The organism is Bradyrhizobium sp. NBAIM18 (assembly GCF_020193825.1).
Classification (GTDB): domain Bacteria; phylum Pseudomonadota; class Alphaproteobacteria; order Rhizobiales; family Xanthobacteraceae; genus Bradyrhizobium; species Bradyrhizobium yuanmingense.
Window position 1 is genome coordinate 93,013 of the sequence record NZ_JADYVO010000011.1, and the last position, 23,231, is coordinate 116,243.

Here is a 23,231-nt window from a genome sequence, read left to right on the forward strand (position 1 = left end):
GCCCAAGCCGGGCTTTATGAGGGCCCTTCGGCCGCCCTCAGCGGCCCCCGCGCGAGACCCGCTCGATTTCGGCCTTCACGATGCGTTCAACCAGGCCGGGCAGGTTGTCGTCGAGCCAGGACTTCAGCATCGGCCGCAGCATCTCCTTGACCAGGTCCTCCAGCGTCCGCGCATTGCTGCTGAGCACCGTATGGGCCAGGGAGTTGAAGGCGGATTCGACCGCGGAGACCGTCGATTGCGCGAGGATCGGCTGCTGCGGGGGCAGCGGCGGCGCGTCGAAGTCCACCGGCGCGTAGGACGGCGGCGGGGCGGGACGCGGCGGCTCGGCGAATTCGAGATCGTCGCGTGGCTCGACCTTGCGGAAGGTCGGCGGCGGCGGAGGCGGCGTCGGGTCCATCGCCATGTCGTCGGTCAGTTCGAGCACGTCGGGCTCAGGCTCGGGCTCGGGCTCTGGCTCGGGCGCGCGGACCTCAGGCGTGGGTGTGGCCGCATCGAGACCCGCCAGCAACGCGTCGATATCGTCCTGGCTGTTGGATGCGTCCGCCGCGGGCGCCGGCGCAGGTGGCGGCGCCGGCTTTGCAGCCGGCGGCGGTGCCGGCTTCTCGGCGGCGGGTTTAGGCGGAGCGACCTTGGATGGCGGAATGTCGTTCATCGCCTGCAGCTTCGGGGGCGCGGCGGGCGCAGCAGCCTTCTCGGGCTTGGCGGCCTCAGCCGGCGGGGGCTTTGCCTCGTCGTCGGCAATGATGCGCCGGATCGAGGCCAGAATCTCCTCCATCGAGGGTTCTGTGACCTTTGCAGGCTGCGTCATCTCCGACTCCACATCATCAACGCCCTCGCATGCGTTGTTTTACACCAAGCACGGCAGGATTGGCCGGTTCCCCAACGATGGGTCCGCCATTTTCGTCGCCGCAGCCCGACTTGTCCCCAGATCACGGCTCGACGCGCAGCGGTGCGCCCCTGCCCCGGCGTCGAAGTGTTACGCACACGACATCAACGCGGGCGAATCGACCCGCATCATCTTGGCAAGGCTATGTCAGGGATTTTGACGATTGCAAGCAAAGCACCGATCGACCTCGGCTATTGGCGAGATCGACCGGATGATTACGGGAATCAGCGGCCGTCAGGCGTGCGCACACCCGCCCAGCTGTCCCGCACCTGATGATAGTGAACGCTGGGGTCGTAGGTCGTAGTCGCAAGGCCGAGGACCTGCGGCGACAGACGCCCAACCGCCGCGAGGACGTTATACGATGCGACTACGCGATCGTGCTGCGCGGTCACCAACGCAACGCGCGCGTTCACCAGCGCCTGCTGCGCATTGAGCACGTCCAGCGTGGTGCGCTGGCCGGCCTTGGCCTCCTCGCGGACGCCGTTCAGGGCGATCTCGGACGCCGTCACCTGCGCCTGAGCCGACTGCACCTGCGCCTTGGTGGCCTGCAGCGAGCCCCACCATTGCACAACGGTCGCACGGGTCTGGTCGCGAGTCGTTTCGAGGTTCAGGCGCTGCTGCGCCAGGTTCTCCTTGGATTGGCGGATCAGCGCGTATTCGCCACCGCCCTGATAGATCGGCACCGAGAGCTGCGCGATCGCCGCTGCGGAGAACGATCGCATCTGAATCAAGGACTGTTCATTGGCCTGCGTCGCCGATGCCTGGATGGTCATCGTCGGCAGCAACGCACCTTCGGCGACCTTGACCTGCAGGTAATTGACGTCGATGCCGAACATTGCGGCCGTGACGTTGGGATGCTCAATGAGGCCAAGCTCGATCGCTGCGGCAAGGGTTGCCGGAAGGAAACGATCGACAGGTGAACCGGGGGCGAGATTCGCCGGCTCGTTGCCGATGATGCGGCGGAAGTTTGCGCGCGTGGTGGTAAGGTTTGCTTCCGCTGTAAGGGCCTGCGTCCTGCCGGCCGCCAGTTGCGCTTCCGATTGGGCGACGTCGGTGCGCGTCACTTCACCGACATTGAAGCGGTCGCGGGTCTGCTTCAGCGTCTGCTCGAGCACGCGTACGTTGCTGCGCTGGACTTCGAGCGTGGCGGCATCGCGCAGATAGTCCATGTAAACCGTAGCCGCCTGGAGCAGCACACTTTGATCGAGGCTGCGCAGCGCTTCGCGGGCACCGGACACCTGACTCTCCGCCGCCCGCGTTCTGTTGGCGGTCTGGTTGCCATTGTAGAGCGTCTGCGTAGCGGTAATCCCGGCGCTGCGAGGTAACCTCGTTCCGTTGATCGAGTTAGCCCCCGGACCACTCTGCAAATCCTGGTACTGGTAACCACCGCTCGCGGTCAGCGAGACCCTAGGGCGATAGCCCGACAAGGCTTGAGGCACGTTTTCGTCGGTCGAGCGCACCTGGGCACGCTGCGCGTTGAGCTGTGGATTGTTCTGATAGGCGCGCACCAGCGCGCCGTCGATCGTATCCGCCAAGGCAGGCGTCGGCCCGGCAAGCGCCAGCAGCAGGACCGAAACCGCAGCTCCGGTGAAGAGCTTCACCCCATGCATCCGTGAAATTCCGTTCGTTCTAGCGCCCGGCTCGTGCCCGCGAGCAGGGGTACCGTACCAATGGAGTCGTTGCCCCGCCGCAACATAGGACGCGGTCGAGCGCGACGGAACTACCTGACGGTGGTTCTCAGTGGAAACTCTTCACGTGCAGCATCCCGGCCACACTTCTGATTCAGAACGGGATTTGGGGCGGCTTTGGGGCCGTCAGAAGACAAAAGCAGCCGCCCGCTCCAAGCCGGGAAGAACCGGGGCGGCGGCGTCGAACAGGGCCCGATGGCCGAATTCGCCGTGGGTACGGGTCACGATCATCGCGCGCGGCGGCCTCGATTCGGCCGACACCCCCACCAGGCGCCCACCCTCCTTCAGCTGCCCGAGCAGAGCTTCCGGCATCACCTCGGCCGCGCCGTTGAGGACAATCACGTCATAGGGGGCGGCAGCAGGGTCGCCCTCGTTGCAGGCCGCGGCCTTGCAGGCGACATTGGCAAGACCCTGGGCGGTGAAGGCGTCCCTGGCCTTGGCGGCCAAAGCCGTATCGCACTCGGTCGCCGTGACCTGCCGCGCGAGCTTGGCAGCCAGTGCAGCGAGATAGCCGGTGGCGCAGCCGACGACCAGCACGTTGTCATCCCCGCCGATCTCGGCGGCCTGGAGCAATTTGCCGGTCAGCGCCGGCTTGATCAGGAACCGCTTGGCGGCGCCTTCGCTGACGTCGAGGTCGAGATCGAGGTAAGCCAGCGCCTGCCGGCCGGCCGGCACGAAGGCCTCGCGCGGCACCGTGAGCATGGCATCGAGAACACGACGGTCGGTGACGTCATTGGTGCGCACCTGGCCATCGACCATTTTTTGGCGCGCGGTCGAAAAACCGGACATTTGCGGACCCTGCAATGCGGACGATGCCGCGGAGAAAAATCGCGGCATCTTTTGGAGCATGCTCGGTCAAAACGCAACATAGCGGTTGGCGATGCGCGTTTCGCGCTCCGCAACCTCTCCTGATGGAGGGCCGGGCCGGCCCTATTCGATGGCGACTGCCAGGCGGCCAATGAGGCCGGCGACCTCGTCCAGCCGCGCCGAATCCGGCGCCTCGACGGCGCGCGCGAGACAAGCGAGGCATTCATCGTCGCTGAGCTCGGGGATGCCGGCCGGCAGAATCGAGGAGGCCAAATCAGAACGGTCGACCTTGTTGATGTCTGGCATGGGAATCAGCTCCGCGAATGTCCGGCAGATCCACGCTCGACGTAAATTGAGTCGTTTTGGCGCCGTCCGAATGGCGGGACCTCGCCGACGCACAGGTGTTCGAACGCGATTCCGTGCTGCACCCCGGTGCTTCGCTCTAGATTTCAGGCAAAGCACATAGCACGCAGCATTAGGATGCAAGCGCAAGCGTTTGAATTTAGTAAGATTCGGCTCTCCGGACTGGATCCGGTTTTGTTACGGAAGCGTCGGTTTCTCTTGAGCCTTTTAGCGCGCCTCAGCGTCGAGGTTCCCAAATCATTCCCAAGGCCTACCATGCGTTCACGTTGGAGAAGGGCGCGCTGACGGCGCGCAATGATCCAGAGGCCCTTGACCCAGATCAAGGGAGTCGGCCGCCCGCCCGCCAACATCCCCACGTCACCGCCCTTCAGCCCATCGTCGGGCGACCGGGAGTTTCGATCATGAAGGCTGTTTCCGTCGAAGAAGCCGTTGCGATGATCCCGGCAGGCGCCAGCGTCATGGTTGGCGGATTCATGGGAGTTGGAACGCCGGAGCGGCTGCTCGACGAGGTCGTGCGCCAGAGGAAGACGGGTCTGACCTTGATCTCGAACGACGCGGCCACGCCGGGCAAGGGCGTCGGCAAGCTGTTCGATCAAGCGCTGGTGTCGAAGCTGACGGCAACGCATATCGGTCTCAATCCGAAGGCGCAGCAGCAGATGCTGGCGAACCAGATCGCGGTCGATCTCGTGCCGCAAGGCACCTTCGTCGAGCGCATCCGCGCCGGCGGGTGCGGTCTCGGCGGGGTGCTGACGCCGACCGGGGTCGGAACGCTGGTGGCCGAAGGCAAGCGCCAGATCGAAGTCGACGGCAAGCCGTTCCTGCTGGAAACGGCGCTGCGGGCGCAATTCGCATTGGTGCACGCCTTCCTCGCCGACTACCTCGGCAACCTCGCCTACGCCCTCACCTCGCGCAATTTCAACCCGGTCATGGCGATGGCGGCCGACACCGTCATCGTGACGGCGGAGCATATCGTCCCGGTCGGCGTGATCGCGCCCGATCACGTCGTCACCCCCGCGCCGCTTGTCGACTATCTCATCACCAACGGGTGACATCATGGATCCCCAGATCATCATCGCCCGGCGTGTCGCCAAGGAGCTGAGGAGCGGCAACCTCGTCAATCTCGGTATCGGCATTCCGACCCTGGTCGCCAATTACGTGCCGTCGGACCTGAAGGTCTTCTTCCAGTCCGAGAACGGGTTGATCGGCACCGGGCCGATTCCCGAGCAGGGGATGGCGCATCCGACGCTCACCGATGCCGGCGGACGCCCGATCAGCGCGCTGCCGGGCGCCTCCACCTTCGACAGCGCGATGTCGTTCGGCCTGATCCGCGGCGGCCACGTCGATGTCACCGTGCTCGGCGGTCTCCAGGTCGATGCGCATGGCCATCTCGCGAACTGGATGATCCCGGGCAAGATGGTCCCGGGCATGGGCGGCGCAATGGACCTCGTCACCGGCGCCAAGCGCGTGATCGTCGCCATGCAGCACGCGGCCAAGGGCAAGTCGAAGATCGTGGTGAAATGCTCGCTGCCGCTGACCTCGGCACGCCCTGTCAACCTTGTCGTGACCGACATGGCCGTGATCGGTTTTCCCGATGGCAAGGCGACGCTGCTGGAAACAGCACCCGGCATGAGCGTCGGCGAGGTCATGGCCTTGACGGAGGCCGAACTCGCCATTCCCGACAATGTTCCGGAAATGAAGCTCTGAACAGGTCAACCCATGCGAATATTCAGCGACTTCAACGAGATCAAATCCGCAATCGGCACCGAGATAGGCGCCAGCGACTGGATCGAGATCACGCAGGACCGCATCAACCAGTTCGCCGAGGCGACCTGCGACGAGCAGTGGATCCATGTCGACCAGGAGCGCGCCAAGCAGGAGATGCCGGGCGGCAAGACTATCGCCCATGGCCTGCTCTCGCTTGCCCTTGCCCCGCTGTTCATCCGCTCGGTCATCGGCCTGAAGGGGCTGCGCAACACGCTGAATTACGGTGCTGACCGCATCCGATATCTCGCGCCGGTTCCGGCGGGCTCGAAGTTACGCGGCCGGGTCACGATCGCGGAAGCGGAGGACGTGCCGCCGGACGGGCTGCGCGTCAACTACCACCTCGTGATCGAGATCGAGGGCGGCAAGAGGCCGGCCTGTGTCGCCGAATTGATCGCTCTGCACTATCGCTGAGTCAAAGAGTCGAAAAACAACCCCATGCACAGTAGACATGGGGCTGATTTGACGGATGTTTCCTGTTCGCCCGGAACCGGTTGCTCCGTCGGGCAAAACACTGGCAATATGTCACCATCGATCATGGGTCCGGACTGCTCAGCGCGTCAATCGATGATGTGGTGGCCGCCGTCGACGTCGAGGCCCCGCCGGGGATCAGCTTGGCGCCGTGGATGGTGACGCGGCACGTCCTCCGAACCAGGCGCCGAAATAGCCTGCATAAAGTGCCGGCGATTCGAGGTTCATCGAATGCCCTACGCCTGGCACGATGACCAGCCGGCAATCCGGCATCGCTTCGGCCATAGCACGGAGATCGGCCGGCGCGATCCAACCGTCCCGCTCGCCCCACAACACGAGGTGCGGATGCCGGATCTCGGACATACGGCGCTCCAGCTCACGGCTCTCCTTCTCCCGCGTCAGGTTCACCGGCGTGCCGATCCAGATCCCCTCCGATACGCCGAAGGTCTGCTCGATGATCCGATCGAACAGCGTCTGGATCTCTCCCAGCCCCTCGCGAAAGCGAGGGACCATGTTCGGCCCCATGCTCTCCGGGACGAACAGCGAAGAAGCGGCTGTAGCCATCACGGACCGCGTCAGCTCCTTGCTCGACATCATGGCCCTGAATAATCCGATCTGATCAGCATCGAAGGCCATGCCGAGCGGCGTTACCGGATCGAGCGCGAACACACGGCCGAAGCGCTGCGGCTGCTCGAGCAGCATTCTGGCGGCGATGATGCCGCCGGTGGAATGTGTCGCGAGATGGCAATAGCCGATCCCGAGCGTATCGAGCGCCGCCAGCATGTCCTCGGCGTGCTGCCGCATGGAGTAGTTGGAATAGTCGGCCGACGGCTTCGGCCGGTCGCTGTCGCCACAGCCGCGCCAATCGATTGCAACCACACGGAGCCCGATCGGAAACAATGGCGCGGCGAGCTCGATCCAGTCCTTGCTGGCGAGATTTCCGTGGATGAAGACGACGGTGACGTCGCCTCGTCCCCACTCCCGCCAGCCGAGTCGGAGTTCGCCCGCCTGCACCCTTGGCATCGCCGGGCCCTACTTGTTGAGGCCAGCCGTCGGCGCCGCTCCGGGCGGTGTCGGCGCCACTGGCAAGGCAGAGACGACGGCGCCCTTGATCATGCGATCGGTTCCGAGCGGCGATGATGTGTCCACCTCCCCGTTGGTCACGAAATCCACGACATCGGCAGCGTATTCCACTGGATTGTCGGTGTGGATGAAGTGTCCGGTCTCCGGATAGATCTTGAGCATCGGCCGGTTGCCGGCATTGGTCATACGCGTCATGAACGGCGTGATGACGTCGCGGCCGAGGTCCGTCAGGCCGTTGAACGCAGGCGTCGGAATGAACGGCTCCTTGTCGCCGAACGCCAGGAAGATCGGCGCTTTGATCTGGGTGACCCGCTCATAGAGGTTCTTCGGGTCATCCTGCTGGAGCTCAGCACCGATCGTGTAGATGTCGAAGATGAAGACGTTGCACCACTGATCGAGCTCCTTCGGGTTGCCCTTGGTAAGCCCGGCGCGTTGCTCGGTATGGAAACGGGCATATTCGCTGTCGTTGAAGAAGTATCCGCTCTTCGCAGCCGATACCACGCCGGTGTCCGGATCACGTTTCTTGAAGTAGAAGAAGTCCCGGACGTTCTGCTCGCTCCGCGCCTTTTCCGCAGCGAGAATACCGGTCTGGTCCCAGACCTGCTTCCACTTGTCGAAGTCTCGGCCGAGGCCGTCGGCGAACAGAGTCGCCTTCTTGTCCTTGGCAATGGTGATCTCGCGCGGATATTCCTCGAGGCCGGACGGCGCCTCTAAGGCGAGGCCCTGCACCGCATCAGGCCAGGTCAGGGCGTAGCCCACGACGAACTGGCCGCCGAGCGAGTGGCCGAGATAGTACGCCTTCTTAACTCCGAGCTGGTTGACCACGAGGTCGTAGATCACCTCGCGCATGTCCTGCATGGTGCGAGCGGGATTCTTGTCGAGATTGCCGGGCCCCGACATGCCGTAATGCGGTAGGTCCGGCACGATCACGCGCAGGCCGCTGCGCAGCGCATACTGCATGATGTTGCCGTAATGGCCGCCGAACGCGCCCTTGCCGTGGATGATGACGAGCACCTTCGGATCCTTGTCGGTGCCGGCATACTCGTCCATGTAGCCGATTTCCCAGGAGTTGCCGCTCTTGTCCTTGGCACTGCCGAATTTGACCGGATAGGGATAGGTCACGTAGGCCTTCCAGAACGACTTCTTGGGATCGATCGTCTGGGCGACGCCGGGCACGCGGTAATTCTTGTCGACGAATTTCTGGGCGCGATCGAGGGCCGCCACGTCATCCATGAAGGCGACGAACTTCGGATCGTTCTTGCGCTGGTTGATGATCGGGAACACGCCGTAGTGCGCGACGGGGCTCTCCTGTGCGATAAGATCAGCGCCGGGCACGCGATCGACAGCCTTCTGCGCCAGCTTGAAGTTGAGCCAGAGGTCGTTGGTAATGTGCATCACCAGCGTGCGAGCCTGAATGCGACCGAGATAGGGATTGACGTTATGGGTCTCGCCGACCCGATTGCGCCAGACGAGGTCGACGGCGTCGTAGAGCTTGGCGCGATTAATGACGTTGAGGCCGGCCTTCTCGTTCGGCGGATCCCAATAGAAGATCTCGGGCTGTACCGCCGCCCAGTTCTGGGTCGTGCGGAAGGAAAAGTCATAACCCGTCATGCCGAGGATCGACCAGCCGAAAGCCACGCCCGGCACCGGATGCTTTTCCTTCGGGAGCTTGTAATAGTCGCCCTCGGTCGCCTGCCAGACCGGATCGCCCTGGATCGCGGCTGTCATCATCTGGAAAGTCCAGTTGCCGACCGGGTCGTCGCCATCCGATTGCGTGGTGCCGCCGATCGGCATCAGGGCGCTGACATATTCCGGATGCATCACGCCCCAGACGTAGGTCTGCGTGCCACCCATGGAGACGCCGGTCACCAGCGCGACGCGCGCGACCTTCAGCTCGTCGCGCAGCAGGCGGTAGTTCGCCTGCACCATGTCGTAGTAGCTGTATTGCGGAAACTTGATGCCTAGGCCGTCGGATGGCTTGCTCGCGCCCCAAGTGCCGAGCGGATCGACCATGATGACATAGTAACGATCCGTATCGATCGGCCGGCCCGGACCAATGATGGGTACGCCACCCGACAACGCCGCACCCTTGACCCACTGTTCGTACATGTCGGTGGAATCGCCGGAATAATAGGAGTTGATCACGATGGCATTGGTGATCTCGCCCGCCGCGTTGCGCCTTGCGTTGCCGACGGCGATGTAAGCCGTGCGCAGCTTGCCGGCCCCGAGCGATTCAAGCGTGACGCCGCCCTCGCCGCCGTTCTCCCATTTGGAAGGGTCGGTCAGGTCGTACTTGCCGCCCAGGCGGAAGTTGGCGATCTCGTAGGTCTTCTTCAGCCCGTCATGCTGCACCTGCGACGAACGGCGCGTGAAAGGCTGTGCGGTTGCGATCGCCGTTCCGAGCAGCAGCACGATCAGGCTCAACAGGCAACGATTCAACGCATCTCGTCCGGCCATGATGCGATCCTCCCTGGAAGATTTTCCTGAAACGCTAGGCAGGGCGGCCGGGGAAGGTTTGATCTAGCTCAATGGAATCCGCTCGGAGGAATCGAGGATCGCGGGCATCAAAACACCGGCGGTACCCTCGCGATGCCTTTCCTCAGCCACGGCTCATATCGGATCCGCTATGAGCTCGACGGGCCGGCGGGCGCACCGGCCTATGTTCTCGTGAACGGGCTGACGCAATATTCCGAGCTGTGGAGCGCCTATCGCGAGGCCTTGGCGGCGCGAGGCTTTCGCGTTGCGACCTTCGATCTTCTCGGCCAGGGCGCCTCCGACAAGCCGAGGCTCTTCATCAGCCAGGACGATCAAGTCGCTGCACTGCGCCTCCTCATCGACGAACTCGGGGACCGTCCGATCTTTCTGAGCGGGATCAGCTTTGGCGGCCTGATCGCGCTGCGATATGCGATCGAGCATGGCAAGCGGCTGGCCGGGCTCGTGCCGATGAGCTGCTTTGCGGAGCTGTCGCCGCAACTCTTGCTGCTTGGCAATGCGCTGCGGACCGGCCTGATCCTCGGTGGCACGAGTTACCTCCAGGATCTCCTGTTGCCCATGAACCTCTCGGACCAATGGCTGAAGCCACTGCTGGACAAGCTCGAGAGCGTGAAGCGGCAAGGTTGGCTGGTCAACGACGTCTACGCGCTGCAAAACCTGATGGAATCTTTCCTCGACTTCCAGCCGCTCACGCCGCGCCTGTCCGCGATCGCCGTTCCGACCATGATCCTCAACGGCGAGTTCGATTTCCTGACGCCGCGGGCTCTCCACGAAACATTGCGTGTCGAGATTCAGAACAGCTCATTGGTGATCATCCCCAGGGCCTATCACGCCTTCACGCTGGAGAAAGGGACACTGACCGCCGATCTGCTGGCGCGCTTTGCCGAAGACGTGCTGGCCGGCCGCTGGCAGGGCAATCAAGCGGTCTGGGTGGCGCCGGACCAGCCCGGCGGCGAGCTCACGCCGTTTCCTGCCGGCTACGATCATCTGCGTGCCATCCCGGTCAAGCGAGCGCTGCCATGAGCGGCTTCCTCGGTCCCGTCGCGCCGGACGGTCGCATTCCACCGTACCAGCAGACGAAGGTCGCAGCATTCCTGATTTCGGCGCACGGCGCCCTGGCTCGGCAATTCGCTTTCATGCTGCCCGCGAGGCTCGACGCGGCATGGCAGAGCGAATTGAATGCTCAATTTTATCGCGAGACCGAGATCGTCTCGCTGCTGCTGCGCGCCACGTCCTGGGTGCTGGATCCTTCCCTGGGTTACATGCTCGCCTCCTGGGAGTCCGCCTGGCTGCCTGCACCGGTCGAAGGGATCGCAGACCCTCGCCTTGCCCAAATGATTCACCTCGCAGCGCTTGCCCACGCCGTGCATGCCGGCATACGGCCGGCTGCGATCCTACCAATCGAGGCCAATGCGCAGGATCCTTTTGTTATGGCGCTACGCCGGATCGAATTCGAGAGTGGCCGGCTGTTGCAGGCCCAGATTCTATTTCTGAAGAGCACAGACCTTGCGCCGCATCGCGACGCGGTCAGTGCGGCGCTCGCGCAGCGTCACGCCGAAGTCCGCAAGCTCTGGCGCGAATTACTCGAGTGCATCGGCATCGGCGTACCGCCGGCATGACAACGCGCGATTGCGCGCTCAATCGATGATGTGATAGCCGCCGTCTATATAGAGCACGCCACCGGTGATCAGCTTGGCGCCGTCGAGCGCCAGGAACGCGGTAGCATTGCCGACATCGTCGATGCTGACGAGGCTGCGCGAGGGCGCCTTGGATTGCGCCTTGTCCATCAGCTCGTCGAACTCCGGAATGCCGGAGGCTGCGCGGGTCGCGAGCGGTCCCGGCGAGATCGCGTGCACGCGGATGCCCTTCGGACCGAGCTCGGCAGCGGCGTAGCGAACGGCGGCCTCGAGCGCCGCCTTGGCGACGCCCATGATGTTGTAGTTCTCCACCACCATCTGGCTGCCGTAATAGGTCATGGTGAACATCGTGCCGCCGTTCTTCATCAGGGGTTCGGCCAGATGTGCCATCCGCAGGAAGGACCAGCAGGAGACGTCCATGGTCTTCAGAAAGCCGTCGCGGCCGACATCGACGACGCGGCCGTGCAGTGCTTCCTTCGGCGAGAAGGCGATGGAATGAAGCAGGAAATCGAGCTGCCCCCACTCCGACTCGATCCGCTCGAAGACCGCCTCGGTCTGGCCTTCGGCCATGACGTCGAGCGGCAGGAAGATCGGCGCTTCGAGCGCCTGCGCCAGCAGCTCGACGTGCTTCTTGGCGCGGTCGTTCAGATAGGTGACGGCGAGATCGGCTCCGAGCGCGCGAAACGCCCTGGCGCAGCCCCAGGCGATCGATTGGTCGTTGGCGATGCCGACGACGAGGCCCTTCTTCCCCTTTAGTGCGACCTTGCTGTCCGGGAATACTGGAATCATGACACCCTCTCTTGTCTGGGGTTGGGCGATTGGCCGTTCATCAGCAGCGCCAGCGTGTGCTGCGCAATCATGAGCTCCTCGTCCGTCGGGACGACGTAGACCGGAACGAGACTCGTCCTTGCCGATATCAGCCGCGAATGGCGCGTGTTCTCGGCCGGGTCGAGTGCCACGCCAAGCCAGCCGAGTTGCTCCGCCACGCGTGCGCGGATACTGCTCGAGTTCTCCCCGATGCCGGCGGTGAAGACGAAGGCGTCGATCCCCTGCAGCGCCGCCGCCAGCATGCCGGCGTTGAGGCCGATGCGATAGACGAAATAGTCCACCGCCAGCTTCGCTTGCGGATCCGTGCTCGCCTCCAGCTCGCGCATGTCGTTGCTGACCCCGGAAAGCCCCTTCAATCCGCAATCACGATAGAGAAAATCCTGCACCTTCGATGCCGTCATCCCCTTCTCGGACAATAGGTACAGCACGACGCCCGGATCGAGCTGGCCCGGGCGCGTGCCCATCGGCAGCCCATCAAGCGCAGTGAATCCCATCGTGCTCTCGACGCTCAGCCCATTCTTCATCGCGCACATCGACGCGCCACTGCCGAGATGGGCGACAATCACCCGGCGCTTCGCGACGTCTGGCGCGATCTGCGGCAGCGCCCTGGAGATGTACTCATAGGACAGCCCGTGAAAGCCGTAGCGCCGCACACCTTCGGCGTGGAGCTGGTGGGGGATCGCGTAATGATCGGCCAGCGGACCGTGCGTGCGGTGGAACGCGGTGTCGAAGCACGCGACCTGCGGGATCGTCGGGAAATTGGCCAGGATCGAGCGGATCGGCGCCAGATTGTGCGGCTGATGCAGCGGCGCCAGCGTAACAAAGCGTTCCAGCCGTGCCACCACGCCATGGTCGACGAGAATTGGCCGCTCATAATCCGGCCCGCCATGGACGACGCGATGCCCGACCGCCAACGGATGGATACGCGCCTCGTTCCGCAGCCATTCCCCCGCAACTTGCATTGCCACCGGCACGTCCGGAATGGCCTCGATCGGATAGGCCCGGTCCGCCATGGGATCGTTGCCTGCCCTGCTTGCCCGCAAGCGCGGACGGCTGCCGATGCCGTCCACCTGTCCCTTGATCAGGCGGCGCAGAACGCCCTCACCCTCGACCGCAAAGACCTGGAACTTGACGCTCGAGGAGCCGGCGTTGACGACGAGGATGCTGTCCATGGCGATCACGCCGCGACTGTCGGCGCCTTCTGGCGCCGCGCGTGAGCATAAAGTGCAGCAACCGCGCAGGACGCCATCCGGGCCCTTGGGCTGTCCGCACGCGAGGTCAGGACAACGGGGACGCGCGCCCCGAGCACGATGCCGGCGCCGTCGGCCTTGGCGAAATAGGCGAGGTTCTTGGCCAGCATGTTGCCCGCTTCGAGGTCGGGCACGACCAGGATCTGGGCGCGGCCGGCCACCTCGGACTTGATGCCCTTGATCCGTGCGGATTCCAGGTCGATCGCGTTGTCGAAAGCCAGCGGCCCGTCGAGCACGCCCCCTGTGATCTGGCCGCGATCCGCCATCTTGCAGAGCGCCGCGGCCTCGATCGTGGACGGAATTTTCGACGTGACCGTTTCGACTGCGGAGAGGATGGCCACCCGCGGCAACTTGCCGAAGCCCGCCTGATTGTAGAGGTCGATCGCGTTCTGAATGATGTCCCGCTTGGCGTCCAGATCTGGGAAGATGTTGATTGCGGCGTCAGTGACGAAGATCGTCTCGGCGTAGGCCGGCACATCCATGACGAAAACATGGCTGATGCGCCGATCGGTCCGCAATCCCCCGACCTTGGCCGTGACGGCCCGCATCAGCTCGTCGGTATGAAGGCTGCCCTTCATGAGCAATTCGCCCCGCGCGGCATGGATCAATTCGACACCCTTCGCCGCGGCTTCGTCGCTGTGCGCGGCATCCACGATCTCGTAACCCGAGATGTCCAGGCCGAACCTGGCAGCAATATCCCTGATCTTCCGCTCCGATCCGACCAGGATCGGCCGGATGATGCCGGCAGACGCGCTGTCGACGGCGCCTCGCAAGGATGTCTCATCGCAGGGATGCACCACGACGGTCGGCGTCGGCGGGATTGCCCTGGCCGCCGCGATCAGGCGGTCATACTTGCTGGGAGACTGCGTAGCCGTCGCATCTGCTGACATGATGTCGCTCCCGATCCTCGCAACTCGCGCTACGACGCCTTCGCCTTGGGATCGAAAGGGGCTACGTTCGATGCCCTTTCGGAACCGTCCGCGGTCTCGAGACCAAACAGGCCAGCGATCTGCCGCAGCCGGTTTGCGCGCTCGCCGGTGACATCCGCACTGGCCGACAACACCTGCTCGATCGCCTCGAATGCTGCGCGGCGAACGTTCATGTCGTCAGGCAGCAATTTCGGGATTGCAGCGAGCGCCCCTTCCCGGTCGAGCAGCAGCATGAAGAACTGCTCGCGTACCAGCATCTTGAACTCGGCAAGAGACATGCGTGCGCCGCCATGATCCCGGCGGACCCGGCGCAGAGCCTCGATGCTGCGTTCGTCCACCATCCCCCGTGCCGAGCCGACATAGAGCAAAGCGCGCAACGCCGCTTCACGGAGGCCGCCCTCACCGATCCGCGACTTCAGCTCGGCAATGCGCTTCTCGAGCATGGTGCGATGCTCGGCGGACATCTCACGCCGACGCGACGGCGTGGACGTCGGATCGATCCCGACCGCCGCCTGGAGCGCCGGGGATCCGTAGACGCTGAGGAACATCGCTTCGCTGAGCGCCTCCTGTGAATCGCGCCAGCTGTCGAGGGCGTGAACGACCTGCTTCGAGATCTGCTCCTGGAACGCCAGGAACGGATTGTCCGCAGCGACCGGCTTGCGCTTCTCGGCGGCCTTCTCGGCCAATGATTTCACCGTCGCCATGAAAGGATTCTGGCTGCTGAACAGCTCGTATTGCAGCCGCAGCGGATGCATGTTGTGAGCCCATTCGGCCATCTGTGGCGTCACCATGCGCTTGAGCCATGGCTGGACGAACTTCTGGTAGGCCGCCAGGTTGATTTCCGAGATTCGTTTGGCGGTGGCAAAGCGTCGCTCGTCCTCAGGCGAATTGCCGCCCATGGCGCGGATGTCGTCGAGCGTCCGCGCCTCGCAGCGCATCACCCACTGGCCGACGACCAGATCCGAACTTGCGGTTTCCTCATCCTTCGCTTCGAATGTCGCTTCATAGAGGCCGGGCGGCAGAACGTCGATGAGGTCGATGTTGCTGGAAAATTCCGCGTGCTCCTTCTTGGCAACGCCGCCGGAGACGAAGATGCCGAGATGGCCGATGTTCTGGTGCACGGTGTAGACGATGGTCTGGCCATAGGCCCTGATCTCATCGACATCGGCATAGCAATCGAGGATCCAATGCAGCGCCTGCTGCGGCGGCGTGATGTTGTCGCCCTCCGAGCAGAACACCACGATCGGGGATCTGATGTTGCGAAGGTCGACCTTCCGGCCATCGGACATTTCGATGTTGCCGGCCGCGAGGTTGTTGCCGACGAACAGCTCATCGACGATGAATTGGATCTCCTCGGCGTTCAGGTTGACGTGGCCGCCCCACCAACGCTCGAATTCGAGATAACGATCCGCCTCGGTGTCGACCTTGGAATAGACGTTGTATTGCTTGGTCCAGAGCGTATTCGACGGGTTCTGGTTCTCGAAGTTCTGCACCAGCCAAGCACCATCGAACTTGCCGGCGCCGAGATCGGAGGTCAGGGCCGTCAACCAGCTTCCGCCCAACAGTCCGCCCGAGTAGCGCATCGGATATTTTCCATGCACGCCGGCCCAATAGGCCAGCGGCGCGCCGGCGATGATCAGCGGGCCGAACAGCTCGGGACGTAGCGAGGCCAGGATCATGACGGCCCATCCGGCCTGACAATTGCCGATCACGCAGGGCTTGCCGTCGGCATCCGGGTGAAGGCTCATGACCTTTTCGATGAAGATGGCTTCGGCACGCGCGATGCGCTCGATGGTCTGACCGGGCATCGGGTCCGGCAGGAATCCGATGAAGTAGCAGGGATGGCCTGCTTTCATCGCCACGCCGATCTCGCTGTCGGCCTTGAAGCCGCCGATGCCGGGGCCGTGGCCCGCACGCGGATCGACCACGACGAACGGCCGCCGGTTCATGTCGATCTCGACATTGGCGGGCGGAACGATGCGCACCAGCGCGTAATTGACGGGTTCGGCGAGCTGGCGCCCGTCCATGATCAACTCCGCCGCGTATTGCAGAACATGCGGGGCGGTTTGCGCGAGGTGTTCCCTGTACTGGTCTCCGCGCCGGCGCATGATATCCAGGAACAGGATACTGCGCTGTCCCGCATCGACGAGGTATTCGACTGCCGAGGCGACCAGCCCCGACATGGGGCCGCCCGGAATTTGCATCTTGTGCATGGACATGTCTTCGACCTCTCCGTCGCCTTGGCCAATTGACGGCGCCGGGCGAGGACGAACGTTGATCTAGGTCAAGATGATCTGCACGCTTCGGAGGCGTCTATCCTGCATTATAAGGCATGAGACGCGGCTGGACGGCATTTTGACGAGCGACATCAGCATGTCACAAATTGCAACTTACAGCGTCCAAACCGTCCTGAAGGACGGCACTGCGATCCATATCCGCGCGCTTCGCGCCAGCGACGAGGCGGACATGCTCGCGGCCATCGCGCGCACTGGACCGCAATCGCTGCAAAGCCGGTTCTTCGTTTTGAAGCGACATTTCTCGGAGAAGGAGCGTGCCTTCTTCATGGACGTGGATTTCAGCAATCACGTTGCGCTGGCCGCTCTCGCCGAGGAACAGGGTCGATACGCCATTATCGGCGGCGGCCGGTACGTCATCGTCGAGCCCGGTCGGGCAGAGATGGCCTTCGTCGTGGTGGATGCTTGGCAAGGTCGCGGAGTGGGCTCGCTGTTGCTGAGGCACCTGACAGACATCGCGCGCGAACAAGGCGTAAGAGAGCTCACAGCCGAGGTTCTGTCCGACAACATGCCCATGCGCAGCGTGTTCGCGAAGGCGGGCTTCAAGCTCGCGCGGAGTGACGATCCGAGAACGGTGCACCTGTCGCTCACGCTTTGATCCGCGCGCCCGGCTTGAGCCTCACCTCAAAGCGATCGTGATCCGACTGATATTGGCCGCCAGCTCGAGTCCCGCCTTCGGGCCTTGCAGCACCATCGTGACGCCCTTTTCATTGCGCAGGTGCACACCATTGGCGCCGCCGACCAGCGCAAAGCCGCCGCCGACGGAGCTGTAGTTGCCGGCGAAGTCACTGACCTCCCGGATACCGGATGCCCAGCCGTCGAGGCGGCCGACCGTTGCACCGACCGTGATGCCCAGGCTCACGCCGCTGACGTTGAAGGGGTAGGTCTTGCCGCGGTACGTCAACACGCCGCTGCCCACGCCACCGCCGGCCAGGAATCCCGCCTTGACGATCTTCACTCTGACCTGACCGGTGGCCTGCGCGAAGGACGGCGCTGCCGGCAGGGTCAGCCCGAGCGCAAGCAGGAGCAGCGCGATCAGGCGAAATGCGCGCACGCGCGGCTCAGGGTTTTGCGGCATCGACCTTCTTCCAGGTCTCGTCGGGATCGAACAATGTGGTGCGTTGCGCGATGAACTCGGTGCGCTTGCCGAGATCCTTCTGATAGACGACGCCGTCATGATTGACGAGGAAGGTCATGACGCCCGAATTGCCGTATTCCGCGGGCCAGGCGATCAGGCCGAAGCCACCGATCATCTTGCCCTTGACGACGTAGTTGAGCGCACCGCCGGGCGCATCCGGCCCCTGCCCTTTGAGGATCCGGAAGTAATAGCCGTGATAAGGTACAGGCCCGACATCACCGCCGCGATAGCCCTCCTTCGAGGCTTCGGCCGCGAGCGCGCCGAGCGGACTCGGGTCGCTGTCGTCGCGCCAGAACAGGCCGTCCTTCTTGCCGGGCGAGGAGACGATGCGCTGCGCGTAGACGCCGACGCCCTCGCCGCGGTCCTTTTCGGCATATTCGTTTTGCGCGTCGACGAAGGCGAGCGCGGTCTGGATCGCGTCGAGCTCGTTGCGTCCGATGCGACGGCGCAGCACCTCGATGCGTCCCTCGTCGGTGTCGAACGCCCAACCCGTCCTGGTGTTGACCAGCGGAATTGGAAACGGAAAATCGTCCGGCCCGAGCATCAAGGTGGCGGTCTTGTTGCCCTCCGCCTTGATGCCGTGCTTGGCGTCGTACATCGCAGTGAAGCGCGCCCGAATGTCGTTGTCGGCAACCTCGTCGCCGGACGACACGATGTCCTCCGCATTCCTGCCGAGCACTTTCAAGATGTCTTTCGGGCCGCTCTTGACCGCGGCGGCAAGGGCAGACGCGGCCTCTTCCGGTGTCTTGTAGGATTCCTGTGCGAGAGAGGCCGATCCGAGCAGCGCGAGCGCGAGGACGCCGGGTAGCAGCGCACGGCTAAACGATTTCATGCCGGTCATGGCATCACCTCCGCAGGAATCTTCGCGCCGCCGGCGAGCCAGTCGCGATAGGTGCGGAACGGCAGCCCGAGTTTTTCGTAATGGACGCGCAGATAGCCGTCGCTGCCGCGGGTCACGGCAGCGGGCATCGCCTGCTCGACCTCCTGCGCCATCACGCCGACATAGGCCTTGTCGCTGCCGATATAGCTGAAGCGATAATAGCCAAGGCCGTTCGAGAGGTGTCCGAGCAGGACGATGTCATGCTTGAGCACGATATCCGAGCGCCGGCCGCCGCCACCACCGCCCCGGAAACCGCCACCACCGCCGCCACGCATCGCCATTCCGCCACCGCCTCCACGCCCGGCAAAGCTTGGTCCGCCGCCGCCACCGCGCGGCATGCTCGCCATGCTGGCACGGCCGCGTGCGGATGCTGCGGCAGCCGAGCGGCCGGAGGAGACGTTCATGGCCCCGCCACGATTGCCGCCGCCACGATTGGCCGAACCGCCGCCGGCGCGGTTCGCAGCCTTGGCGCGATCGCCGCCGCCCTTGGTCGCGCCCTTGGCACGATCACCGGCACCGGCACGATCGCCGCCGCCAGGCCGGTCGCGCGTCCCTGCGCTGGGGCGATCGCCCGCGCCCGGACGGTCGCCACGATTGCCGGCGCGATCCCCTGCGCGATCTCCTGGACCGCCGCGATCACCCGCACGATCTCCCGCCCGGTCCCCGGCACCCTGGTCGGGGCGCAGCACCTGGTTGCCGTCACGGCCGCGGAAATCCATCCGGTCCGACACGCCGGCCTTCAGATTGTTGTTGCCGAAGCGCTGCTGAACATTGCTGTTGTTGTAGCGCACACCGCCGCGATGCGCCGGATTGTGCTGCCAGCCATTGCCGATGTTCGTGGTGCGATGGTTGACATAGACGTTGCGGTTGCCCCAGTTGCAGCCGCCGCCCCAGTAATTGCCCCAGCGTCCGATCGCCCAGGCCGTGCCGAACGCGATGCCAGCCGCGACCACGCCGGCGCCGATATAAGACGGGTAGCCCCAATAATAAGGCGGATACTCCGCATAGGGCCAGCTGCCGTAGACCGTCGCCGGGTCGTAATACGGCACGTACATCGCCGCGGGATCGGCCTGCTGGATCACGACGACCTGCTTGCCTTCCTGAGACTGGACACTGACCTTCTGCTGCTTGGTAGTGACGAGCTTCTTGTTGTCATAGGCCTTGTTGCGCAGACGCTGGATCGCGTCCATCACGTCGGGCTGCTGGGCGAGGAAGGCATCGCCCAGCTTCTTGGTCCAGTCGAGCTGCTCGCTCATCATCGCGAGGACATCGGCGGTGCTGGCCAGCGCCTTGACGCTGTCGTCCCAGCCCTGCTTTTCCACTTCCGTCTTCAGCGCATCGCCCTTCAGGCTCTTGCGCTCCTTCAGCCAGCGGTCGGCCTGCACCACCTCCAGCGGATAGGTCGAGGCGGCCAGTACATTGGCGAGCAACTCGTCCGGATAAAGCGCGATCGGCGCGACGAGGGCCTCGAGTTGCTCGGGCTTCAGGAGCTCGGCCGCCGGTGCGGGCGGGCTGGCAGGCTGCGCCTGCGGCGCCGGGGCTGCAGGCGTCGTTGGGGCCTGCGCCATTGCGGCGACCGAAGTTGCCATCAACAGCGCCAGCGCCATCAGGGTCTTGCCGCAACGAAACATCACATCCTCCCTCGGACTTCAGTGCGGGAGGATCAAGCCGGGGCGCAAGCATTTGTTGATCGAGATCAACGAAACGGGTCATCGCGGCTGCTGCAGCGCAAGATCGAATAATCATTCGATCAGCTCGGCATCCACCAGAAGCCGGTTCGGCACCGTCAGGCCGAGGGCCCTGGCTGTCTTCATGTTGATGACGAGCTCGAACCTGGTGGCAAATTGCACCGGGAGAGTGCTGATATCGGCACCGCGCAGGAGACGGTCGACATAGCCGGCGCCATCACGAAATTGCTGGGTCAGATCTGCACCACACGATATCAGCCCGCCATTCGACGCGTAGAAACGGACTGCGAAGATGGCGGGCACGCGCCGCTGCGCCAGCAATGCAATGGCCATCGTGCTGTGGGTTCCGAAGAAGCCGCCATCCGGCAGCACGACGAGGCCGCCGCCTGTGCGCGCCGCCGTCTCGATCGCTGCCGCGATCCCCGGACCGCTGCGAACGCTCGCACCGGCGATCTTGAGGCCGAGACGGCTTTCCATCTGGTGCGCCGCTTGAACATAGAACGGTCCGTAGGGTGCCGATTCCGGGTTGAACAGCAGGGCGCATGGCTCATTCCCGGCACCATGTCCTTCAAAAGGCCGAGCCACTTCCCGCTCATCGAATGCTCATAGAGCGAAAAGCCGGTCAGATTTCCGGCCGGCCGGGCCAGATCGGCGACAAGCCCCGTCCCTACCGGATCGGAAAGCCCCACGAAGACGATCGGAATTCGTTGCGTTGCATCGCGCAGCGCCCGTGTTGATCCCGTACTGGTCGAGAGCAGCACGTCCGGCGCCGCGGCGACGAGCTCGAGCGCCTCCAGCTTCTGGCGCGCCGGATCGGGGCCCGGCCAGCGCACCTCCAGGCGGTAGTTCTGGTTGGCGATCCAGCCTCGATCGGTGAGACCCTGCTGAAAGGCATCCACGCGCATTTGCGCGCCGGGATCACCAGCGACATTGCCCGTCAGCACGCCGACGGCGGGCATTCGGTCCTGGGCTTTCGCCAGGACCGGCAACGCAGCAGCAGCACCAACCAGCGTCATGAAGTCACGACGTCTCATACGCCTCACGCTCGCCTGTCGTACTCGTCATGCGACCGAGAGAGAACGGCTTCAGCACCGTGATGCTTGATCAAGATCAAGATACCGCAAGCTCAGCGCGCGACCGGGAGCCGGATCGTGAACAGCGCGCCGCCCGCAGGCTGGTTCGCAGCAGCGATCGTGCCGTGATGGGCCTCGACGATGGTCCTGGCGATTGCAAGGCCCATGCCCATGCCTTGCGGTTTGGTCGTGAAGAACGGATCAAACAGGCCTACGAGATCGGAGGCGGGTATTCCGGGCCCGGTGTCGGCGATCCTGATCTCGGCCTGATTGCCGGTGCTGAGCGTCGACACGCTGACCTCCCGCTTTCCGGCGTCCGCATCGGAAATCGCATCCATTGCGTTGATGATCAGGTTGAGAATGACCTGCTGAAGCTGGACCGGATCACCCTTGACGTGAAGGCCGGCCAGGGCCGGCAAATAGCTCAACGTGATCCGGCGTCCCTGAGCGAGGGCCTTCACCAGATCGATTGCTTCGCGCACTGTATCGTTGAGCTCGATGTGCTTGACCTCGAACGGGGTCTTTTTCAGAACGCTGCGCAGCCTACGGATCACCTCGCTCGCCCGTTGGTCGTCCCTTCTGATGTCGGCGAGGATCTGCTGAATCTCGACAAGGTCGGGCTGAGCGGCCCTGAGCATGAGCTCTGCAGTCTCCGCATTGGTCAGAATCGATCCGAGTGGCTGGTTCAGTTCATGTGCGATCGATGTGGTCAGCTCGCCAACTGCCGAGTAGCGGTTGACGTGGGCGAGTTCCGCCAGCCGCTGACGCGATTCGACTTCGGCGACGCGGCGCCGGCGACGCTCGTGCAGGAGCCCGCTGATGAGTCCGGTCTGGACCAGGAACACAGCCGAGATCATCAGCATCTGCCAGTGATAGCGCTGCCAGATACTCGGCTCGCGAAACAGGATGGTGCTTCCCTTGGGCAGGCGGCTTTCGCTGATGTCCCAGCGCTGCAACTCCCGCCAATCGTAACGCGGCGCGGCGAAAGCGATCGGCTCGTAATTGATGCTCGCAGGTTTCGCACCGCCGAGAATACCGATCGCGGCGCTGACCGTTCTCGATGTCGTTTCCCCAATCAAGTGCATCGGTCCGCCGACCGTGCCCTCGCCGAAAAACGGCTCCTGGTAGGAAAAGATCGGGGCGTTCGCGACGGCACGCAGGCTGCGCAGCGCCCAGTCGCTCTCATAGACGACCCCGGCCGCATCGACGGACATCAGCCCCCAGAACAGCGCGGTGTGAGACGGGAGCTTCGATGAGCGCTTCAGGATCTCCTCGAAGGACAAATCCGAGTACCAGACGAGTTCGATCCGCTCCGCAAAAGGTTTCAGCTCCCGCTTCAGCTCCTCCGTCCAAAACCTCTCGAGCGGCGAGGCTCCGACCACAATTCCAATCGATTTTGTATCAGGCAGGACCTGAAGAATGTTGTCGAAGGCCGCGACAAAATCGTTGCGGACGGCCACTACGACATCGTTGTCGCAGAGGTCGGTGCGATTAATCAGCCGATGCTCGACCGCGGAGAGGATCAACGGCGCATCGGGGAACAGCCTGGCGCGATATTTCTGCGCAAACCGGGCGGCAGGCGCGCCGATGCTCAAGACGATGTCCGGCACCGCACCTTGGTACAACGAGTGTAGATATTCGACGAACGGCGCCTCGGGACCAGGGTTGTTGAAGCGCGCGGTGAGCAGCGCGTGCTCCTGGATATCGAGCGGCCAGGGCGATTGCCGCTCGAGCTCGGACTTGATGTCGCGCGCATATTCGCTCCACGGCCGGAACTCGCGGCCGAAGGAATGCAGCAACAGCACGCGTTTGAGCTCGCCGCGCCGGCTCCGCTCGACCGCACCGGCTTGCCCGGCCGAGAGGCACTCGGCCACGAGCAGGCCGAAACAGAGGAGCGCAGCCGCGAGCCGTGGCTTCAGCCAGTCTATGCACGCGCCCCCGCTCATGCTGCACCCTCACAGC

Annotated in this window: 21 protein-coding genes and 1 pseudogene; 6 read left to right on the forward strand and 16 right to left on the reverse strand. The window is 63.9% G+C overall.

The window, feature by feature from the left end:
- Nucleotides 1-37 precede the first annotated feature (37 nt).
- The 4 genes from I6F17_RS23495 to I6F17_RS23510 all read right to left on the reverse strand — a co-directional run bounded on the left by I6F17_RS23495 (nucleotide 38) and on the right by I6F17_RS23510 (nucleotide 3,687).
- On the reverse strand, nucleotides 38-808 hold the full coding sequence (locus I6F17_RS23495; protein WP_036039479.1) for a DUF2497 domain-containing protein: 771 nt from the start codon (nucleotides 806-808) through the stop codon (nucleotides 38-40).
- 302 nt (nucleotides 809-1,110) lie between these two features.
- On the reverse strand, nucleotides 1,111-2,496 hold the full coding sequence (locus I6F17_RS23500) for a TolC family outer membrane protein (protein WP_036039478.1): 1,386 nt from the start codon (nucleotides 2,494-2,496) through the stop codon (nucleotides 1,111-1,113).
- Nucleotides 2,497-2,700: 204 nt separating this feature from the next.
- On the reverse strand, nucleotides 2,701-3,363 hold the full coding sequence (locus tag I6F17_RS23505) for a protein-L-isoaspartate O-methyltransferase (protein WP_225132091.1): 663 nt from the start codon (nucleotides 3,361-3,363) through the stop codon (nucleotides 2,701-2,703).
- Nucleotides 3,364-3,504: 141 nt separating this feature from the next.
- Nucleotides 3,505-3,687, reverse strand: a complete 183-nt coding sequence (locus I6F17_RS23510) for a hypothetical protein (RefSeq protein ID WP_225132090.1) — start codon at nucleotides 3,685-3,687, stop codon at nucleotides 3,505-3,507.
- Between the two features lie 458 nt (nucleotides 3,688-4,145).
- Here I6F17_RS23510 and I6F17_RS23515 point away from each other — a divergent pair, with 458 nt between their 5' ends.
- From I6F17_RS23515 to I6F17_RS23525, 3 genes are read left to right on the forward strand one after another with little or no spacing between them, the layout of a single operon-like run.
- On the forward strand, nucleotides 4,146-4,793 hold the full coding sequence (locus I6F17_RS23515; RefSeq protein WP_035999395.1) for a CoA transferase subunit A: 648 nt from the start codon (nucleotides 4,146-4,148) through the stop codon (nucleotides 4,791-4,793).
- A 4-nt stretch (nucleotides 4,794-4,797) separates the two neighbouring features.
- A complete protein-coding gene (locus tag I6F17_RS23520) occupies nucleotides 4,798-5,448 on the forward strand; it encodes a 3-oxoacid CoA-transferase subunit B (RefSeq protein WP_036039471.1) in 651 nt (216 codons plus the stop codon).
- A 12-nt stretch (nucleotides 5,449-5,460) separates the two neighbouring features.
- Nucleotides 5,461-5,919: a MaoC family dehydratase gene (locus I6F17_RS23525; RefSeq protein WP_036039469.1), complete on the forward strand. Its 459-nt coding sequence runs from the start codon at nucleotides 5,461-5,463 to the stop codon at nucleotides 5,917-5,919.
- Nucleotides 5,920-6,114: 195 nt separating this feature from the next.
- Here I6F17_RS23525 and I6F17_RS23530 read toward each other — a convergent pair whose 3' ends face one another.
- Nucleotides 6,115-6,999, reverse strand: coding sequence for an alpha/beta hydrolase (locus I6F17_RS23530; protein ID WP_225132089.1), 885 nt, complete (start codon nucleotides 6,997-6,999; stop codon nucleotides 6,115-6,117).
- A 9-nt stretch (nucleotides 7,000-7,008) separates the two neighbouring features.
- The gene (locus tag I6F17_RS23535) at nucleotides 7,009-9,516 is read right to left on the reverse strand and encodes an alpha/beta hydrolase (protein ID WP_036039465.1); all 2,508 of its coding nucleotides are present in this window, start codon (nucleotides 9,514-9,516) and stop codon (nucleotides 7,009-7,011) included.
- Nucleotides 9,517-9,648: 132 nt separating this feature from the next.
- On the opposite strand from I6F17_RS23535, the gene I6F17_RS23540 reads away from it, so the two are divergent.
- On the forward strand, nucleotides 9,649-10,575 hold the full coding sequence (locus I6F17_RS23540; protein ID WP_225132088.1) for an alpha/beta hydrolase: 927 nt from the start codon (nucleotides 9,649-9,651) through the stop codon (nucleotides 10,573-10,575).
- Nucleotides 10,572-11,171: a hypothetical protein gene (locus I6F17_RS23545; RefSeq protein ID WP_225132087.1), complete on the forward strand. Its 600-nt coding sequence runs from the start codon at nucleotides 10,572-10,574 to the stop codon at nucleotides 11,169-11,171. The genes I6F17_RS23540 and I6F17_RS23545 overlap by 4 nt, the downstream gene beginning before the upstream one ends.
- 18 nt (nucleotides 11,172-11,189) lie before the next feature.
- Here the strand turns inward: I6F17_RS23545 and fabI are convergent, their stop codons facing one another.
- From fabI to I6F17_RS23565, 4 genes are read right to left on the reverse strand one after another with little or no spacing between them, the layout of a single operon-like run.
- Nucleotides 11,190-11,978 carry an enoyl-ACP reductase FabI gene (gene fabI / locus I6F17_RS23550; RefSeq protein ID WP_225132086.1) on the reverse strand — a complete coding sequence of 263 codons (789 nt, stop codon included), beginning with the start codon at nucleotides 11,976-11,978 and terminating at the stop codon, nucleotides 11,190-11,192.
- Nucleotides 11,975-13,189, reverse strand: coding sequence for an acetate/propionate family kinase (locus tag I6F17_RS23555; protein WP_225132085.1), 1,215 nt, complete (start codon nucleotides 13,187-13,189; stop codon nucleotides 11,975-11,977). Before I6F17_RS23555 ends, fabI begins: the two co-directional genes overlap by 4 nt.
- A gap of 5 nt (nucleotides 13,190-13,194) precedes the next feature.
- Nucleotides 13,195-14,157, reverse strand: coding sequence for a phosphate acetyltransferase (locus I6F17_RS23560; RefSeq protein WP_249782619.1), 963 nt, complete (start codon nucleotides 14,155-14,157; stop codon nucleotides 13,195-13,197).
- Between the two features lie 29 nt (nucleotides 14,158-14,186).
- Nucleotides 14,187-16,415: a DUF3141 domain-containing protein gene (locus I6F17_RS23565; RefSeq protein WP_225132084.1), complete on the reverse strand. Its 2,229-nt coding sequence runs from the start codon at nucleotides 16,413-16,415 to the stop codon at nucleotides 14,187-14,189.
- 136 nt (nucleotides 16,416-16,551) lie between these two features.
- Here I6F17_RS23565 and I6F17_RS23570 point away from each other — a divergent pair, with 136 nt between their 5' ends.
- On the forward strand, nucleotides 16,552-17,088 hold the full coding sequence (locus I6F17_RS23570; protein WP_346657053.1) for a GNAT family N-acetyltransferase: 537 nt from the start codon (nucleotides 16,552-16,554) through the stop codon (nucleotides 17,086-17,088).
- 21 nt (nucleotides 17,089-17,109) lie between these two features.
- Here I6F17_RS23570 and I6F17_RS23575 read toward each other — a convergent pair whose 3' ends face one another.
- The 6 genes and pseudogenes from I6F17_RS23575 to I6F17_RS23595 all read right to left on the reverse strand — a co-directional run bounded on the left by I6F17_RS23575 (nucleotide 17,110) and on the right by I6F17_RS23595 (nucleotide 23,215).
- On the reverse strand, nucleotides 17,110-17,568 hold the full coding sequence (locus tag I6F17_RS23575; RefSeq protein WP_035999416.1) for a hypothetical protein: 459 nt from the start codon (nucleotides 17,566-17,568) through the stop codon (nucleotides 17,110-17,112).
- The gene (locus tag I6F17_RS23580; protein ID WP_225132083.1) at nucleotides 17,552-18,469 is read right to left on the reverse strand and encodes a DUF2950 domain-containing protein; all 918 of its coding nucleotides are present in this window, start codon (nucleotides 18,467-18,469) and stop codon (nucleotides 17,552-17,554) included. The genes I6F17_RS23575 and I6F17_RS23580 overlap by 17 nt, the downstream gene beginning before the upstream one ends.
- Nucleotides 18,466-20,139, reverse strand: a complete 1,674-nt coding sequence (locus I6F17_RS23585) for a DUF3300 domain-containing protein (protein WP_225190446.1) — start codon at nucleotides 20,137-20,139, stop codon at nucleotides 18,466-18,468. Before I6F17_RS23585 ends, I6F17_RS23580 begins: the two co-directional genes overlap by 4 nt.
- 111 nt (nucleotides 20,140-20,250) lie before the next feature.
- Nucleotides 20,251-20,673: an ABC transporter substrate binding protein gene (locus I6F17_RS37775; protein ID WP_276573260.1), complete on the reverse strand. Its 423-nt coding sequence runs from the start codon at nucleotides 20,671-20,673 to the stop codon at nucleotides 20,251-20,253.
- A gap of 131 nt (nucleotides 20,674-20,804) precedes the next feature.
- Nucleotides 20,805-21,230, reverse strand: a pseudogene (locus tag I6F17_RS37780) (ABC transporter substrate binding protein); the annotation flags it as partial.
- Nucleotides 21,231-21,322: 92 nt separating this feature from the next.
- Nucleotides 21,323-23,215, reverse strand: a complete 1,893-nt coding sequence (locus I6F17_RS23595; RefSeq protein WP_225128804.1) for an ATP-binding protein — start codon at nucleotides 23,213-23,215, stop codon at nucleotides 21,323-21,325.
- Nucleotides 23,216-23,231 lie beyond the last annotated feature (16 nt).